Annotated in this window: 14 protein-coding genes; 6 read left to right on the top strand and 8 right to left on the bottom strand. The window is 65.3% G+C overall.

Features of this window, described 5'->3' with window-relative positions; translation table 11 throughout:
- Positions 1–83: 83 nt before the first annotated feature.
- The 4 genes from C7449_RS21730 to ubiE form a co-directional block, all read right to left on the bottom strand.
- The gene (locus C7449_RS21730) at positions 84–1,079 is read right to left on the bottom strand and encodes a hypothetical protein (RefSeq protein WP_170115803.1); all 996 of its coding nucleotides are present in this window, start codon (positions 1,077–1,079) and stop codon (positions 84–86) included.
- Between the two features lie 177 nt (positions 1,080–1,256).
- Positions 1,257–2,591 carry a pilus assembly protein TadG-related protein gene (locus C7449_RS05480; RefSeq protein ID WP_108001770.1) on the bottom strand — a complete coding sequence of 445 codons (1,335 nt, stop codon included), beginning with the start codon at positions 2,589–2,591 and terminating at the stop codon, positions 1,257–1,259.
- A 196-nt stretch (positions 2,592–2,787) separates the two neighbouring features.
- Positions 2,788–4,362: a 2-polyprenylphenol 6-hydroxylase gene (gene ubiB / locus C7449_RS05485; protein ID WP_108001771.1), complete on the bottom strand. Its 1,575-nt coding sequence runs from the start codon at positions 4,360–4,362 to the stop codon at positions 2,788–2,790.
- Between the two features lie 107 nt (positions 4,363–4,469).
- On the bottom strand, positions 4,470–5,249 hold the full coding sequence (ubiE, locus tag C7449_RS05490; protein WP_108002070.1) for a bifunctional demethylmenaquinone methyltransferase/2-methoxy-6-polyprenyl-1,4-benzoquinol methylase UbiE: 780 nt from the start codon (positions 5,247–5,249) through the stop codon (positions 4,470–4,472).
- Between the two features lie 174 nt (positions 5,250–5,423).
- On the opposite strand from ubiE, the gene mutM reads away from it, so the two are divergent.
- The 3 genes from mutM to dnaA all read left to right on the top strand — a co-directional run bounded on the left by mutM (position 5,424) and on the right by dnaA (position 9,371).
- Positions 5,424–6,314: a bifunctional DNA-formamidopyrimidine glycosylase/DNA-(apurinic or apyrimidinic site) lyase gene (mutM, locus tag C7449_RS05495; RefSeq protein ID WP_108001772.1), complete on the top strand. Its 891-nt coding sequence runs from the start codon at positions 5,424–5,426 to the stop codon at positions 6,312–6,314.
- A 387-nt stretch (positions 6,315–6,701) separates the two neighbouring features.
- Positions 6,702–6,968, top strand: coding sequence for a 30S ribosomal protein S20 (gene rpsT, locus C7449_RS05500; protein WP_108001773.1), 267 nt, complete (start codon positions 6,702–6,704; stop codon positions 6,966–6,968).
- Between the two features lie 852 nt (positions 6,969–7,820).
- Positions 7,821–9,371 carry a chromosomal replication initiator protein DnaA gene (gene dnaA, locus C7449_RS05505; protein WP_108001774.1) on the top strand — a complete coding sequence of 517 codons (1,551 nt, stop codon included), beginning with the start codon at positions 7,821–7,823 and terminating at the stop codon, positions 9,369–9,371.
- Positions 9,372–9,768: 397 nt separating this feature from the next.
- Here dnaA and hemW read toward each other — a convergent pair whose 3' ends face one another.
- The 4 genes from hemW to rph form a co-directional block, all read right to left on the bottom strand.
- Positions 9,769–10,965, bottom strand: a complete 1,197-nt coding sequence (gene hemW, locus C7449_RS05510; RefSeq protein WP_108001775.1) for a radical SAM family heme chaperone HemW — start codon at positions 10,963–10,965, stop codon at positions 9,769–9,771.
- Positions 10,966–10,972: 7 nt separating this feature from the next.
- Positions 10,973–11,617: an RdgB/HAM1 family non-canonical purine NTP pyrophosphatase gene (gene rdgB, locus C7449_RS05515; protein ID WP_108001776.1), complete on the bottom strand. Its 645-nt coding sequence runs from the start codon at positions 11,615–11,617 to the stop codon at positions 10,973–10,975.
- An 11-nt stretch (positions 11,618–11,628) separates the two neighbouring features.
- Positions 11,629–12,048 (bottom strand): VOC family protein, encoded by a 420-nt coding sequence (locus C7449_RS05520; protein ID WP_108001777.1) that lies wholly within the window; start codon positions 12,046–12,048, stop codon positions 11,629–11,631.
- Positions 12,049–12,212: 164 nt separating this feature from the next.
- Positions 12,213–12,929 carry a ribonuclease PH gene (rph, locus tag C7449_RS05525; protein ID WP_108001778.1) on the bottom strand — a complete coding sequence of 239 codons (717 nt, stop codon included), beginning with the start codon at positions 12,927–12,929 and terminating at the stop codon, positions 12,213–12,215.
- A gap of 163 nt (positions 12,930–13,092) precedes the next feature.
- Here rph and hrcA point away from each other — a divergent pair, with 163 nt between their 5' ends.
- The 3 genes from hrcA to C7449_RS05540 all read left to right on the top strand — a co-directional run bounded on the left by hrcA (position 13,093) and on the right by C7449_RS05540 (position 17,199).
- Positions 13,093–14,172 carry a heat-inducible transcriptional repressor HrcA gene (gene hrcA, locus C7449_RS05530; RefSeq protein ID WP_108001779.1) on the top strand — a complete coding sequence of 360 codons (1,080 nt, stop codon included), beginning with the start codon at positions 13,093–13,095 and terminating at the stop codon, positions 14,170–14,172.
- A gap of 224 nt (positions 14,173–14,396) precedes the next feature.
- On the top strand, positions 14,397–15,020 hold the full coding sequence (gene grpE, locus C7449_RS05535) for a nucleotide exchange factor GrpE (protein WP_108001780.1): 624 nt from the start codon (positions 14,397–14,399) through the stop codon (positions 15,018–15,020).
- A 211-nt stretch (positions 15,021–15,231) separates the two neighbouring features.
- Positions 15,232–17,199, top strand: coding sequence for a BCCT family transporter (locus tag C7449_RS05540; protein WP_108001781.1), 1,968 nt, complete (start codon positions 15,232–15,234; stop codon positions 17,197–17,199).
- Positions 17,200–17,257 lie beyond the last annotated feature (58 nt).

Here is a 17,257-nt window from a genome sequence, read left to right on the forward strand (position 1 = left end):
TTAAAGCGAACGGCGAGCGTCGCAGATGAGCCGATGAACTGCTGTCTCAGGTCTTCCGGGCAGGATCATCGGCCCCACCGGTCTTATTCGACCGCAGCCGTCTGTTCGGGCTGAGGCTCCGGTTGGATCGGCTGATCGACGACGTCCGTCGGCTGCTCGGTCTCCGGTTCGGTGGGCTGGTCGACGACATCCGTCGGCTGCTCGGGCTCCGGTTCGGTCGGCTGGTCGACCACGTCCGTCGGCTGCCGAGCCGCCAGTTCATCGCGCACCTGATCGATCTTGCCTACGGCCGGGCCGACGCCGAGGACGTCCTTCGCCCACGCCATTACCTCAGGATCAACCGCCGCCATTTCACCGGGCTGTGCCGTGTTGATGTTCTTGTTGGCGGCCGCAAGCAGGGCGGCGCTCAGCGCCTCGTCACTGAGAGCCGGATCGGTCGGCACGGCACCGACGCCGTTTTCAAGCTCGAAGGCCGCATAGGCCATGACATAGGCACGCACGGCGGCCATGCGCGGGCTCTTGGAGTTCATATAAGCGTGATAGTTGCGGTTGAGTGAGTTCAGGCTGCCGAGCTTTGCCGCGGTAGGTGCTGCCGGAACCGTCTTCAGCTTCGCGACTTCGGTCTTCGCCTTCAGCTTTGCCGTTTGGGCCGTCTTCCCTGCCGGCTTGGATTTGTGCTCCGCGGTCGACCTCGGCTTCTGCTTGGTCTCGTCATCCTTGCCGAAGAGCTTGCCAAAGGCGCTGGCGATCGGATCCTTCTTCTGCTTTGTGTCAGCTCTTGCACCGGCGGTTCCGGACTTGCCGTGACCGGCGGCCGCACCCTTGCCGGTGGCCCTATCGCCGCTCTTGCCGCCACCGTGGCCAGCGCCATTGCCGCCGGCCTTGCCGTTACCGCCGCCCTTGCCATTGCCGCCGCCGCCATTGCCGCCGCCGTTCCCGCCACCACCACCGTTGCCATCCTTGGCGAAGGCGGACGAGGCGGAAAGCGTTGATAAATCTTTGATGTCGATGCCGAACGGCGCCGCGGCGAGGGCCGCGGACACGCAGGCCGTCAGGGCGAAATTGCCGATTTTACGCATGAAATGTTCCTCCGAATAATCGAATCATCGGTACAAGTGGCCCCAGGTGCAGTGGGTTTGCACATTGGGGCGGATTTTTGGCGGACCGGAAGCCGGCCGGCGACGGGCGCGGCCGGCCGATTGAAGGAACTGCGTGCGGGACGCCGGGCTCGGTTTCCACCCGCTGGGCCAGCGCTGCTACTTGACGAGCCGGATCGCCCCCGGATTGTTGATGGTATTGTTGGCCAGCTCCGTCTTGCAATCCAGCTTGAAGCCGGCGTTGCCGATCATGGTGATCTCCTGCGCCACGATGCGAACGCATTCACCGCCCGTCTTGCCGTTGCCGGAAAACTGGATCTCCTTCGAGGCCGGCATATAGATGATGCCGGTCAGCGACGAGTTTGTGTTGCCGTTGATGACGGCCCGCGCGGTGTTGTTTCGATCCGCGACAATCGAGAAGCCCGCCCATTCGCCGGTCGTCGCCGCGGTGATTTTGAAGGTCGAGCCGCCGTGCAGGTCGAGTTCGGCTCCGTTCAGCAGGAAGAACGTCACGCCTTCGCCCGTGACCACGGATTGGCTTGCGAACTTCATTGTGCCGCCGTCGATGATGTAGTTTCCGGGCTGCAGCGACACCTTCCCCTTGATCTCCAGGTCGCGATAGGTGCCGGGCTTCAGGGTGACGGCATAGCTGTCGGCCACCTTGTTCGGCGTCTTGCCGGTACCGTTGCAGTCCCCGTTGCCACCGCCGCCGCCAACGAAACCGGTGCCGCAGCCGGCCAGGCTCACCCAGCTTCCGGCCGTCGGCATCTTTTTGTACTTGAACGGATCCGGGGTCGGGGCAGCGTCCTCCTGCCCCCTGCCGCAGGCAAGCTCGAGGTTGGCAAGCGTCGCCGAGATCTTGCCGACTGCGTACAGGCACTCGGCCTTCAATTTGGCGGAGCCGCCGAGATAGATCGATTGCGTGTCCCGGGAGTTCGACGTGATCGTACAGTTGGATGTATCGACCACGGCGCTGCCGCCGACTTCGATCGCGCGGCTGGCCGTCGGATGCAGCGCGAGGATGCAGGCCTCGATGCCGGGAATGCGGGCTGCAACGCTGTTGCGGGCGATCGTGTATGGGCTGAGGCCCCAGAAGATCGGATCGTACTGGAGCGAATAGCTGGCTGTGGCGGCCGGGTCGTCGTTGATCTTGGAAAAGGCAACCACGAGCTTTGTGCTTCCGTCGGCAGCGGCGCCGGCGGCCGCGGGCGCCTCCACGGTCGATGACCGGCCGAAATTTGCAAGGAAGACAGCGTTGGCCTTTTCGATGGCCTTGGCCTGGCCTTCGCCCTCGCCATACGATTTGACGGCTGCGATGGCCGCCGCATCGAGAGCGGCCTGCATCCTGCCCGACTGCTCCGTTGCCTTGCTCAGGTTCAGGGCGATGGAGGTGACGGCAAACAGCGGCACGAGCACGAGCGCCGTTAAAATGCCGAAGTTACCGCTTTCATCGGCGACAAGACGCCGAACCTTCTTTGCAAGAATACCGCGCATCGCTGGCCCCCACATTCATTGTGTGAGGCTAATATACACGTCGTTTATTGCTGATCCGTTGCTGCATTCGTTAGAAAAGTTTCGGTTTTTACCGCAAAATCGGCCGCGCAACGGCCAGGCGCAAGTCCAATTCCATGATCTCGTTTTTCGGTTGCAACTGTCATTTCGGCAGAGAACGGCCGAACCGGGAAGATCTCTAGCTTACCACAGCGGCGATGTAGACGAGGGCCGCGGCGATCACCCATAGCGCCACCCGTCCCCATCGACCATGCCGGGCCTCGGAGCGGCCGATCGCCTCGGCCGTGGCCGCGTCGAAGCGTAGCCCATGTTCGGCCATGGCGGTAAGGTCGCGGGAGAACTTTTCCGTCTTCGCGGCGATCTCCGGGACGGCTTCGGCGAGGCGAAGGGCGGCGTGCGCGCCGTCCTTCAGGTCGGCGAGAATGCGCTTCGGACCAAGATTGTCGCGGATCCAGCCGCCGACGACCGGCTCCGCCGCCTTCCACATGTTGAAGCGCGGGTTCAGCGTCCGCGCCACGCCCTCGACGACGACCATCGTCTTCTGCAGCATGACGAGTTCGGTGCGCGTCTCCATGTCGAAGAGTTCGGTGACCTCGAAGAGCAGCGTCAGGAGCTTCGCCATCGAGATCGTCTCGGCCGGCTGGCCGTGAATCGGCTCGCCGATCGCGCGGATCGCCTGCGCGAAGCTCGCCACGTCGTGGTGCGAGGGCACGTAACCCGCCTCGAAATGGACGCTCGCCACGCGCTCGTAGTCGCGGCTGATGAAGCCGTAGAGGATTTCGGCGAGGAAGCGGCGCTCCTTCTTGCCGAGGCGTCCGACGATGCCCATGTCGACGGCGACGATATGGCCTTGCGGGTCGACGAACAGGTTGCCCTGGTGCATGTCGGCGTGGAAGAAGCCGTCACGCAGCGTGTGGCGCAGGAACGACTGGATCAGCGTGTCGGCGAGCTTGTCGAGGTCGTGGCCGGCGGCGCGCAGGCCGTGGAGGTCGGACATCTTGATGCCGTCGATCCACTCCATGGTGACGACGTCACGGCCGGTGCGCTCCCAGTCGACCTTCGGTACGCGAAAGCCGGGATCGTCCTTGGTATTCTCGGCGAGCTCGGAGATGGCGGCGGCTTCCAGGCGCAGGTCCATCTCGACGCGAGTGGTCTGCTCGAGGGTGCGGGTCACCTCGACCGGCTTCAGCCGTCGTGTCTGCGGCAGGAAGCGCTCCTGCAGGTGCGAGGCGGCATACATCGCCTGGATGTCGTGGGCGAAGCGCTGGCGGACGCCGGGGCGGATCACCTTGACGGCCACGCGGCGCTCGCCGGCGGCATCGCGGACGATAGCCGGGTGCACCTGGGCGATCGAGGCCGCGGCGATCGGTTCGCCGAACTTCACATAGAGGTCGGAGACGGTGCGACCGAGCGAGGCCTCGACCGTGGCCACGGCTTCGGCCATCGGGAAGGTCGCCATGCGGTCCTGCAGTGCCGACAGGTCGTCGGCGATGGCGACGCCGACGACGTCCGGGCGGGTAGCGAGGAACTGGCCCATCTTGACGTAGGAAGGCCCGAGCCGCTCGATGGCGTGCGCAAGCCTGGCACTGCGATCCTCCTTGGCGGAGCGGCGGCGGGCGAAGAGGCCGGCGACCTTGCTGAGGAAACGGGCCGACGGCGGCATCTCCTGGACCGGCAGCGTCGAGACGACGCCCTCGCGCACCAGCACCCAGCCGACGCGAACAAGGCGGAAGTAGGCGGCAGGCGTGGTCATGCGCGCTCACCGGAGCCGGAAAGGCCACTGCACGCCCGGACGGACGCGCCGCGGTCGTCGAGAGAGCTGGGTGTAGCGGACGATGTCTCGGATCGATGCCGCATGCCTCAGAGCTTCCAGCCGGAATGCAGCGCCGCGATGCCGCCGGTATAGTTGGTGAAGCTGACGCGCGAAAAGCCGGCGGTGCGGATCATCGTGGCAAAATCCTGCTGGTCGGGGAACTTGCGAATGGATTCGACCAGATACTGGTAGGGCTCGGCCTCGCCGGTGACCATCTTGCCGAACTGCGGGATCGCCTTGAACGACCAGGCGTCATAGAAGCGGTCCAGCAGCGGAACTTCGACTTCGGAAAACTCCAGCACGAGCAGGCGGCCGCCGCGCTTCAGGACACGATAGGCCTCCGACAGGGCGACGTCGATGCGCGGCACGTTGCGTATGCCGAAGGCGATCGTGTAGGCGTCGAAGGAGTTGGCCTCGAATGGCAGTTCCTCGGCATTGGCCTCAACGAAGTCGAGATTGGCCGAAAGCCGCTTCTTGGCAGCGCGGTCGGCCCCGACCGAGAGCATCGAGCCGTTGATGTCGAGCACGGTGGCATGCGCCTGCCGATCCGACGCCTCGACGATGCGAAAGGCGATATCGCCGGTGCCGCCGGCAACGTCGAGCACCCGGTAGGCGGGCTCCTTGCGCGGGTTGAGGGCGGCGATCATCGCGTCCTTCCAGGCCCGGTGCAGGCCGGCGGACATGATGTCATTCATGATGTCGTAGCGCTTGGCGACCTTGTGGAAGACGTCGTTGACGAGCGCCTGCTTTTCGCCGGCTGCCACCTGGCGGAAGCCGTAGGAGGTTTCCATGCCGCCATCCGCCGCGGTTCGTTCCCGATCGCTCATGCCTGTCTCCACCTGGGGCGCCTCGGCCGAACGGACCGGGTGCCGGGATTGCCGCGAAAGGCCCGTTTCGGGCTGCGGCATCGTCGCGCTGGTATATAGGATAAAGATCGGCGATAGGGAATTGCGCAGCCGCGGCAAATGCGCCGCACGGTTAAATCTCCCAAGGAGTTGGCAATGCCGGAACTGCCGGAAGTGGAAACGGTCAGGCGCGGCCTGGCACCGGTGATGGAGGGGGCGGTGATCGCCCGGGCCGAGCTCCGCCGGCCCGACCTGCGCTTTCCCTTTCCCGCCCGTTTCGCCGAACTGCTGTGCGGGCAGAAGGTGCTGTCGCTCGGGCGGCGTGCGAAATACCTGCTGATCGACCTCGAAGGCGGCGACGTCGTCATCGCCCATCTCGGCATGTCCGGCTCTTTCCGCGTCGTTGACGGCACGGCGGCGGAGGTGCCCGGCGATTTCCACCACCCGCGAGGCAAGGACGAGCGGCACGACCATGTGGTCCTGCATCTCGACACGGAAGGCGGGCGCAAGCGTGTCATCTATAACGATCCGCGTCGCTTCGGCTTTATGGACCTGGCCCGGCGCGAGGCGCTGGCCGACCATCCCTATCTGCGCGACCTCGGCGAGGAGCCGACCGGCAACGCGCTCGATGCCGCCTATCTGGCGGCACGCTTCCGCGGCAAGAGCCAGCCTCTCAAGACGGCGCTGCTCGACCAGAAGACGATCGCCGGGCTCGGCAACATCTATGTGTGCGAGGCGTTGTGGCGGGCGCACCTTGCCCCGGAGCGGCCGGCGGGTAGCCTGGTGACGGCGGCGGGCAAGCCGCGCAAGGAGCTTCTGGCGCTGACGGAGGCAATCCGCGCTGTGATCGCCGAGGCAATCGAGGCGGGCGGTTCGACCCTGCGCGACCACATCCGCGCCGACGGCTCGCTCGGCTATTTCCAGCATTCGTTTTCCGTCTACGATCGGGAAGGGGAGGCCTGCCGCACGCCAGGCTGCCGCGGTACCATCGGCCGCATCGTCCAGGCCGGCCGTTCGACGTTCCAGTGCACGGTCTGCCAGAAGTAGGGGCGTGGATCGCCACGCAAGAACGGGTGGGCCCGGCTTGCCGTCAAAGCGGAGGCGGAGGGTTCCCCGCAGGGCGGGTGCGGCACGCGGATAAGGCGAATTCATCACCTGAAGCGCACTCGGCAATTCTTGAGCCATGAGAACCAGGCGCATCCCGGGGCGGCAGGGGCAAAGCCCCGCATTCTGAATCGTTCGCGCCGGATTTCGCTGCCGGATTCTTCACATTCCGCGTTGACGGGCCCCGCAATTCCCGCTATACGCCGGCCACAGTTTGGAAAGCCTCATCAAGGTTTTCCGAGATTGCTCCCGAATTGCTTGGATGACAGGTCGCAGTGACCCGGCACGGCGAAGGCGGAGTTCGTGTCCGGTTTCTGAAGAGAGGCATCCATGGCCAATACGACTTCGGCGAAAAAGGCGACCCGCAAGATCGCTCGCCGCACTGCAATCAACAAGTCTCGCCGCTCGCGCGTCCGCACCTTCGTACGCAAGGTGGAAGAGGCGATCGCCTCCGGTGATGCAACCGCCGCCGCCGCCGCCCTGAAGGCAGCCCAGCCGGAACTGATGCGCGCCGCCACCAAGGGCGTGCTCCACGCCAATACGGCGTCCCGCAAGGTGTCGCGACTCGCGAGCCGCGTGAAGGCGCTGTCCGCCTGATATTTGCGACAAGCTATGCGTTTTTAAGAGAGCTCGGCGGTTTCGCCGGGCTTTTTCTTTGCCTTTTTGTCGCCGTTATGGTTAACGCGCAAAGCTTCGGCATTGTTGTCCGTGTGACACAATAAAGCTAATAAAAACAAACGCTTGTGGGAGGATGGCGGCAGGATCGCCGCCTTCGGTGGGGGCAATTGAGGCGCGCTGCGAGTCAAGAAAATTATTATTCTTTGCGATTCGCGTGCCCCTGAAAACGGCCTCCAACAGAAAGCCATTGATTCGTAACAGATTCTTCGCCGGAGGCCGCCGTCTGAGTCAAATTGCGGCTTCGGAGTCAACGGTTGCGGCTTAATATTGCGTAAAATTGGCCATTGATCTTGCCGTTTGATCCTGCCTAAATGCCTTCCACAGGGGACACACAATACGTGTAGACGAATTGCAGAACACTGCCGGAGCGGGTGGTGCGAAGTGGTTCGACCCTGTAGCGGAGTGCATAGCTCCGCCTCATCTGACACCGGAAGCAGTCGACCGGCCGCCGCAAGGCTTGGCCGGAGCGGTATCCCTTGCCGTCGACGAGGTCCGGTGTTGCCGCGAGGACGGCAGCAGCAAACTGCCAGATGAGGGAATGCCCGCCTGCGCGTCTATACGAGGAGTTGCGCATCGGCGGGAAGGACAGGCAGGCGCGACGGCAGAAGCCGAGCGCCTACGGGTCCGAAATGCGGGTCGCGTTCGTGGGGGCGAGGCGACCGGCAAATCCGACACCGCGCCGCCGATGGCTCCGGCAGCGCGCGTAGGGGGCAATGCAAACGGTGCCGGCATGACCTGCCGGTGCAGCGACTGAACTTGAAAGGCGGCAAAATGCAAGCGAACACGGCCACGTCTGTTGGTGCATTCGGCAATGGGGACGATGCACTCAAAGCGATCGCAGAGACAAGCGACAAGCCAGGGGACACGACCGATACCAAGCATGACGTCCTTTTTGATCGGGTCAGCGCACGTCTGAAGGCGCAAGTCGGCCAGGACGTCTATGCAAGCTGGTTCGGGCGGCTCAAGCTGCACTCCCATTCCAAAAGCGTCGTCCGGCTCTCGGTGCCGACGACCTTCCTCAAGTCCTGGATCAACAACCGCTATCTCGACCTGATCACCTCGCTCTTCCAGCAGGAAGACCCGGAGATCCTCAAGGTGGAGATCCTGGTGCGCTCGGCAGCCCGCAGCGGCGGTCCGCGCGTCGAGGAGACCGTTGCGGTCGCCGCGACCGCTGCGGCATCCCAGCCGCGCCGCCCCGCCGGTCCGCAGCCGATCGGCCAGGCCGTCGCCGGCGTCACCCCGCAGGCGGCGCCGCAGCGCCAGCCCGCCCAGGGTCCGTTGTTCGGCTCGCCGCTCGACCCGCGCTACACGTTCGAAAGTTTCGTCGAGGGGTCGTCCAACCGGGTTGCGCTCGCCGCCGCCAAGACGATCGCCGAAGCCGGTGCCGGCGCGGTGCGTTTCAACCCGCTGTTCCTTCATTCAACCGTCGGCCTTGGCAAGACGCATCTTCTGCAGGCGATCGCCAACGCGGCGCTGTCCAGCGCCCGCAGCCCGCGCGTCGTCTACCTCACGGCCGAGTATTTCATGTGGCGCTTCGCGACCGCGATCCGCGACAATGACGCGCTGTCGCTCAAGGAGACGCTGCGCAACATCGACCTCCTGGTCATCGACGACATGCAGTTCCTGCAGGGCAACTCGATCCAGAACGAGTTCTGCCATCTGCTCAACATGCTGCTCGATTCCGCCAAGCAGGTGGTGGTCGCGGCCGACCGGGCGCCCTGGGAGCTGGAATCGCTGGATCCCCGCGTCCGCTCCCGCCTGCAAGGCGGCGTCGCCATCGAGATGGAGGCGCCGGACTATGAGATGCGCCTCGAAATGCTCAAGCGCCGTCTCGAACTGGCCCGCCAGGAGGACGCCTCCCTGGATATCCCGGCCGAGATCCTCAGCCACGTTGCCCGCAACATCACCGCGAGCGGCCGCGAGCTTGAGGGTGCCTTCAACCAGCTGCTTTTCCGCCGCACCTTCGAGCCCCAGCTCACGGTCGAACGCGTCGACGAGTTGCTGGCGCATCTGGTCGCCGCCGGCGAGCCGCGCCGCGTGCGCATCGAGGACATCCAGCGGGTCGTCGCCAAGCACTACAACGTCTCGCGGCAGGAGCTGGTGTCGAGCCGGCGCACCCGCGTCGTCGTCATGCCGCGGCAGATCGCCATGTACCTGTCCAAGACGCTGACGCCGCGCTCCTTCCCGGAGATCGGCCGGCGGTTCGGCGGCCGCGACCACACGACCGTGCTGCACGCGGTGCGCAAGATCGAGGACCTGATCGCCTCCGACACCAAGCTCAGCCACGAGATCGAGCTGCTCAAGCGACTGATCAACGAATAGCATCGGCGAACCCGCCAGGAGATGCGGCCCTTGAGCCCGGGGAGTACGAGACCCCGGGCTTCTTTTTGCCCAGGCGATGATTGCGTAGCCAGCTATGATGATGCGAGCGGCGCGTAAATCCGGGCAGCCGGCCGTCATGCTTCTGCGCCAAGATGGCGCCGGCGAGCATCGTCTCGGGCGCTTCCCGCTCTCATCGGAAATATGGTGCTTTCGAAACCCCGCGCGGTCGCCGGCGATTTTAATCACGCACGTCAACTGCGTGGTGGCGCTGTCGGCACCCAGCTCTCGTTTGCCCGCTGCACGAGGCTGGCACTTCTTGGCCGAAGCTTAGCCGGATTTTTATTGGAGCGCTGGGCTGGTGGAAGTCGCGACGGTCGGGCGTTGAGGACAACCCCAGTCAGCAGGCGAGGTCGGCCACCACCGCGTCGAGGATCAGCATGCCGGAAGGCGTGCAGCGCAGCCGCGAATTGCCGAGGCGCTCGATGAAGCCGTGATCGATCAGGAACTGCTCGCGGTCGGGATCCGGGCCGCGGCCGGAAAGCGACTGCCAGCGGGCGAGGTCGACGCCCTCGGTCAGGCGCAGGCCCATCAGCAGCAGCTCATCCGCCTGCTCCTCCATTTCCAGCACCGTCTGCTCGACCATGCCGTGACCGTTCTCCTCGACCTGCATGAGCCAGGTCTCCGGGTGGCGTTCGGTGGCGGTGGCGATCTTCGCTCCCTGCGTTGAGAGACGGCCATGGGCGCCCGGGCCGATGCCGGCATAGTCGCCGTAGCGCCAATAGGTGAGGTTGTGGCGGCTTTCGGCGCCGGGGCGGGCGTGGTTGGAGACCTCATAGGCCGGCAGGCCCTCGCGGGCGGTGATTTCCTGCGTCGCCTCATAGAGGATCGCCGATTGCTCGCCGTCGGGAACGACCAGCTTGCCGGCTTTTTGCAGGCCGTGAAAGGCGGTGCCTTCCTCGATGGTCAACTGGTAGAGCGAGAGGTGGTCGACGGCATAGGAAACCGCCTGGCGCAGTTCGGCGTCCCACTCGGCCACCGTCTGGTCGGGCCGGGCATAGATCAGGTCGAAGGACATGCGCGGAAAAATCTCGCGGGCAAGGCGGATCGCCTTCAGCGCGTCCGCGACGTCGTGCAGGCGGCCGAGGAATTTGAGGTCGCGGTCGTTCAGCGCCTGGACGCCGAGCGAGACGCGGTTGACGCCGGCGGCGCGATAGCCGCGGAAGCGCTCCGCCTCGACGCTGGAGGGATTGGCCTCCATGGTGATCTCGATGCCGTCGGGCACATGCCAATGACGGGCGATCCCCGACAGGATCGCATCGACGGTCGAAGGCGCCATCAACGACGGCGTGCCGCCGCCCATGAAGATGCTGGTGACGGTGCGCGGGCCCGATAGCGCGCGCATGGTCGCCATCTCCTTCAGGAAGGCGGCGACGAAGCGCTCCTGGTCGACCGCCTGGTGGCGGACATGGCTGTTGAAGTCGCAATAGGGGCATTTGGCGGCACAGAACGGCCAATGCACATAGACGCCGAAGCCGGGATCGAAAGGATCGCCGCCGATCGGTTGGCGCGGTGCGAAGGGGGTGACCGCCGTCATCGCCGTCTCACGCTTCCAGGCAGGTTTCAACGAAGCGCTTGAAGGCGCGGGCGCGGTGCGACAGTGCTTCGGCCTGGCCCGGCTTCCAGCCGTGCTTCTGCTCGGCACTCATCTCGCCGAAGGTGACGTCATGCTTCTCCGGCTGAAACACCGGATCGTAGCCGAAGCCCTGGGTACCGCGCGGCGGCCAGACGACGGTGCCCTCGATCTCGCCGCGGAAGAACTCGGCGTGACCGTCCGGCCAGGCGAGGCAGAGGACGGAGACGAACCGGGCGGCGCGGTCCGCCGGGGTGGCGGCACCTTTTTCCGCAAGCGCCCGTTCAACCTTCTCCATCGCCATGGAGAAGTCGCGGCTGCCGTCTTCCTTCTCCGCCCAGTTGGCGGTGTAGACGCCGGGGGCGCCGTCGAGCGCGTCGATCACCAGGCCGGAGTCGTCCGACAGCGCCGGCAGGCCGGCGGCCCTTGCGGACGCCAGCGCCTTGATCGCGGCATTCTCCTCGAAGGTGGTGCCGGTCTCATCGGGTTCGGCAAAGTTCAGGTCGGCGGCGGACTTCGCTTCGAAGCCGAGCGGGCCGATCAGATCCTGAATCTCGCGGATCTTGCCGGCATTGTGGCTGGCGACGACGATGGTCCGGGTATCGAGCTTGCGCATGTGTTGTCCTGTCAGGTCAGCCCCCAAAGGGCGGGTTCGGCGCATTCGAGGCTGTTTCCGGCGGGGTCGCGGAAATAGATGGATCGGGCGCCGGTCGGCCAGCGGAAATCCGCTTCGATGGCGATGCCCGCTTCTTTGAGCTTTTCCGCCCAGAAATCAAGCGCGCTGGCTGAGACGCGAAAGCAGGCGTGGCCGGGGCCGGTCGTGCCGTGCACCGGAACCGGCAGCGCATGCGGCGGCGGCGGCACGGCTGTCTCCTTGGGATTGAAGATCAGCAGCACGCCCGGACCGCAGCGGTAGAAGACGTGACGCCCGCCATGGCGACTGATCTTCTCGAGGCCGAGCAGGCCGCCATAGAAGGCTTCCGCCGCGTTAAGGTCTTCGGCGTAGAGGGCGGTTTCGAGGATGCCTTCCAGCTTTGCGGTTTCCATATCGCGCCCTCGGCCGCTCGCCCCCTCGGCCGGTCGCTTTAGGCCGGCATGGGCCACCCATATTGGCCGCCGGCCCGCTCGATGCAAGGGGCGTCCCGGCGTGGCCGACGCCATGTAGGGATTAAGTCTCGCCGGCGGTAAAGAAGCCGGCGAGGGGGCAAATTTCAGGCGATGGCCTGCTTCTGCATTTCCACCAGTTCGGCGATGCCGGTGCGGGCGAGCGCCATCAGTCCGGCAAACTCTTCCTCGGTGAACGGCTTGCCCTCGGCGGTGCCCTGGATCTCGACGATGCCGCCAGACCCGGTCATGACGAAATTGGCGTCCGTCTCGGCGGCAGAATCCTCGAGATAATCGAGGTCGATCACCGACTGGCTGGCGAAGATGCCGCAGGAGATCGCGGCGACATGGTCCTTCAGGACCTTCTCGACCTTGACCATGCCGCGGGCCTCCATCCACCTCAGGCAGTCGTGGAGCGCGATCCAGGCGCCGGTGATGGCGGCGGTGCGGGTGCCGCCATCGGCCTGCAGGACGTCGCAGTCGATGGTGATCTGCTTCTCGCCGAGCGCCGTCAGGTCGACGACGGCGCGCAGCGAACGGCCGATCAGTCGCTGGATCTCCTGGGTGCGGCCGCCCTGCTTGCCGGCCGCCGCCTCGCGCTTCATCCGCTCGCCGGTGGCGCGCGGCAGCATGCCGTACTCGGCCGTGACCCAGCCCTTGCCGCTGTTTCTCAGCCACGGCGGCGTCTTCTCTTCGAGGCTCGCCGTGCACAGCACATGGGTATCGCCGAACTTGACGACGCAGGAGCCCTCTGCGTGCTTCGAGACATTGCGCTCGAAGGTGACCTTGCGCATCTGGTCGGTTTTTCTGCCTGACGGCCGCATCGCGAACTCCGTAACTCGCCTTGAACGTTTCGCCCATGCTTCTAGACGAGTTCGCCCCGCGAGGAAATTGCCGAATGGCCGATCTGCTGGAAAATCAACCGGCCTATTGGCGCTGGGCCGCAGGATAACTATAGTCCTGCATGAAAGGATGCGTTTGGCGGGCATGGCATTGAAGAACCGTACGGAGACAGAAATCCACAAGGCGCTGGACGAGCGTTCCGGCGAGATCTTCCGCCGGATCGTCGAGAGCTACCTGCAGCACGGGGAGCCGTTGGGGTCGCGCAGCCTGTCCCGCATCCTGCCCATGTCGCTGTCGCCGGCGTCGGTACGCAACGTCATGAGCGACCTCGAGGCGCTGGGGCTGATCTATTCGCCGCATGTCAGCGCCGGCCGGCTGCCGACCCAGTTGGGACTGCGCTTCTTCGTCGACGCCTTCATGCAGGTGGGCAGCATCTCCGAGGAGGATCGGGCCTCGATTGCCCGGCACGTGCATCGCCCCTCGCATGGTCAGGGCGTCGAGACGATGATGAGCGAGGCGAGCCAGATGCTGTCGGGCATGTCCCGCGGCGCCGGCATCGTCATCACGGCGAAGAGCGACTCCGTGCTCAAGCACGTCGAGTTCATCCGGCTCGAACCGACGAAGGCACTGGTGGTGCTGGTCGGCGAGCATGATCAGGTGGAAAACCGCATCATCGAACTGCCGGTCGGGACGACGAATTCGCAGCTGACGGAGGCGGCAAATTTCCTCAACGCCCATCTCGCCGGCAACACGATCGGCGAAGCCCGCACCCAATTGGAACGGCTGCGCCACGACGTGCGCCGGGAACTGGACCAGCTGTCGCAGGACCTGGTCGAGCGCGGGCTCGCCGTCTGGTCGGGCGGGGCGGACGAGGCCAGGCCGACGCGGCTGATCGTGCGCGGCCGCGCCAACCTGCTGGAAGGCGTTGCCGGTTCCGACGACGTCGAACGGCTCAGGATGCTGTTCGACGATCTGGAAAAGAAGGAAAGCCTGATCGAGCTTCTCAACCTTGCCGAGACCGGTCCGGGCGTGCGCATCTTCATCGGGTCGGAGAACAAGTTGTTCTCGCTTTCCGGCTCGTCGCTGATCGTGGCCCCTTACCGTGACAGCGACGAGCGGATCGTCGGCGCGGTCGGCGTGATCGGGCCGACGCGGCTGAACTATTCGCGGATCGTGCCGATGGTCGACTATACGGCCCAGCTGATGTCCCAGCTTTCCCGTTGACGCGAGCCGACGGACTTGGCTGCGAACGCCGATCAAGCCTTGATTTTTTCAGTCCGAAGCTCGATATCGGCCTCAACTCCCTCTGCCGATGCGTACCCTCCAGGGCGCGGCAGCCGGGAACAACACGGGCGCCTGTCGCTCTGGCACTTTAACCCCGCGCATGGCCCGGCGGCGCGACAGAGCGGTCCCGGGCCGGCGCTCGTTTTCTCAATCCGGAGAAACCAATGACCGACGATACCAGCAAGCATGCACCCGACGCCCCAGGTGACGAGCCCGAGCCCGCCGCTGTGTCGCCCGAAAACAGCGAAGCCGCCGCGCAGCCCCAGGCGGATGCCGATCCGCTTGAAGCACTGAAGACGGAGAACGCCGAGCTGCGCGACAAATATCTGAGGCTCGCTGCCGACATGGACAATCTGCGCCGCCGCACCGAGCGCGACATCAAGGACGCCAAGTCCTACTCCATCGCGGGCTTTGCGCGCGACATGCTGGGGGTGTCCGACAACCTGCGTCGCGGGCTGGAGGCGATACCGGCCGAGGCGCGCGAAGCCGGCGGAGCCGGGTTCACCGCCTTGATCGAGGGCGTCGAGATGACCGAGCGCTCGATGCTGGCGGCGCTGGAGCGCCATGGCGTGCGCAAGCTCGAGCCGATCGGCGAGAGGTTCGACCCGCATTTCCACCAGGCGATGTTCGAGATCCCGAACGCCGAGGTGCCGAACGGCACGGTCCTGCAGGTGGTGCAGGACGGCTACGTCATCGGTGAGCGCGTGCTGCGCCCGGCCATGGTCGGCGTCTCAAAGGGCGGCCCGAAGGCGCCGGCCAACGGCGGCGACCAGCCCGAGCAGGCCTGACGGCCGGCTCTTCGGCTGGAACGTGATGACAGCCCGGCGCGATGGCGCCGGGCTTTTCGTTTTCCGGAGGTGTCGCAACGGATCGCGGAAGGGGCGTGTAAGCCGATCCGTGCGCCAGGGCAAAACGAAAGGCTGTTCTGGAGGAGCTTCCGGGGTTACCCTCTGGCGCGATCCGCGCGTTGCCGAATGGCAGCGGAAAGGGAGGTCTGGAATGAAGCAGCCGCTCACCGGGATCTCGCCCATCTCTTTCTACGGCTCGGCGATCATCTCGCTGGGTCTCATCATATTTGCCTCCGCCGCACCCGATGCGGCTGCCGCCGTATTCAAGCACGCCAACGACTGGATCATTGCCGAGGCTGGCTGGTTCTACATGCTTGCCGTCGGCGGCTTCGTCATCTTCCTGCTGGTGCTTGCCATCAGCCCGCTTGGCCGGATCAAGCTCGGCCCCGACGAAGCGGAGCCGGATTACAGCTACGGCACCTGGGTGGCAATGCTGTTCAGCGCCGGCATGGGCATCGGCATCGTCTTCTACGGCGTCGCAGAGCCGATCATGCATTTCAGCGCGCCGCCGGATGCTGCACCCCGCACCCCGCAGGCCGCGCGTGATGCGATGGAAGTGACCTTCTTTCATTGGGGCGTGCACGCCTGGGCGATCTACGCCGTGATGGGGCTGGCGCTCGCCTATTTCGGCTACCGCAAGGACGAACCGCTGGTGATACGCTCGGCCTTCCGTCCTTTGCTGGGGGACCGGATCAACGGGGCGATCGGCGACGTCATCGACATCTTCGCCGTGGTCGGCACGCTGGCGGGACTTGCCACGTCGCTTGGCCTGGGGGTCGCCCAGCTCAACGCCACCGGCGCCTACCTGTTCGGCCTGGCGCAGAACCTTCCAACCCAGCTCGTGCTGATCGGGATCGTCACCGGGCTTGCGACCGTTACGGTCGCGACCGGGCTCGACAACGGCATTCGCCGGCTTAGCGAGATGATCATCATCGTCTCCTTCATCCTGATGTTCCTGATTTTGGCGCTCGGGCCGACGCGCTTCCTGCTGCAGGCGTTCGTTGAGAACATCGGCCTCTACCTGAACGGCTTCATTGGGCGCACCTTTCACATCTATGCCTACGAGCCGACGGAATGGGTGGGCACCTGGACGTTGTTCTATTGGGGCTGGTGGATTTCCTGGTCGCCCTTCGTCGGTCTGTTCATTGCCCGCATCTCGCGCGGGCGCACCATCCGCCAGTTCCTGCTGGGCGTGCTCTTCGCCCCGGCGGGCTTCAGTTTCATCTGGTTCACGGTCTTCGGCGACGTCGCTATCTGGCTCGACATCCACGAGGCGAACGGCCAGATCGCCACGACCGTGGCGGGAAACATGCCGATCGCGCTGTTCACCGTCTTCGAGTACCTGCCCTGGTCAAGCTTCCTCGCCTGGCTCACGGGCCTGCTGGTTGCGGTCTATTTCGTCACCGCCTCCGACGCCGGCGCGCTGGTGATCGCCATGATAACCTCGCAAGGGAACGAGGAGCCGGTGCTGTGGCTCCGGGTGTTCTGGTCGCTCGTCTGCGGCGGGGTCGCTGCCTGCCTGTTGCTGGCCGGCGGGCTGGGCGCCGTGCAGATGGCAGCGGTGATCGCGGCTCTGCCGCTTGCCGTGCTCATGGTGCTGATGTGCTACGGCATCTGGAAGGCGTTGAGCGACGAGGTGGCGCTGACGACCAGCGCCAGCCTGCCGGCGGCGCCGATGGTGCCGCACGAGGCGGCGCGATTCTGGCGGCGGCGCATTAGCGCCATCATCGACCACCCCGGCAGGCTCCAGGTGGAACGGTTCATCGCCACGACCGTGGCCAAGGCCTTCGAAAGCGTGGCGCGCGAACTGGAGAAGCCCGAGCACATCGACGCCGGCATCGAAAAGACCTCGGACGGCCTGCGCTTCGTCATCAGCCATGGCGAGACGGTGCCGCCCTTCGTCTATGAGGTCCGCCCCGTCAGCAAGCCGATTCCGGCTTTCGTCGTCACCGACGCTTCCCGCAAGGAGGGCGGACGCAACCGCTATTATCGCGCCGAGGTGTTCCTCGCCCAGGGCAGCCGCGGCTACGACATCTACGGCTACGATCTCGACCAGGTCATTGCCGACATCGTCAACCACTATGGCCGCTACCGCCATTACCTGGCGATCACGGCATGAGAGACGCGAAAAGGGAAGGGACTTCGGCGCGCCGGCAGCTCGCCGGATCGGCTGCTCC

It is taken from the genome of Mycoplana dimorpha (assembly GCF_003046475.1).
GTDB classification, from domain to species: domain Bacteria; phylum Pseudomonadota; class Alphaproteobacteria; order Rhizobiales; family Rhizobiaceae; genus Mycoplana; species Mycoplana dimorpha.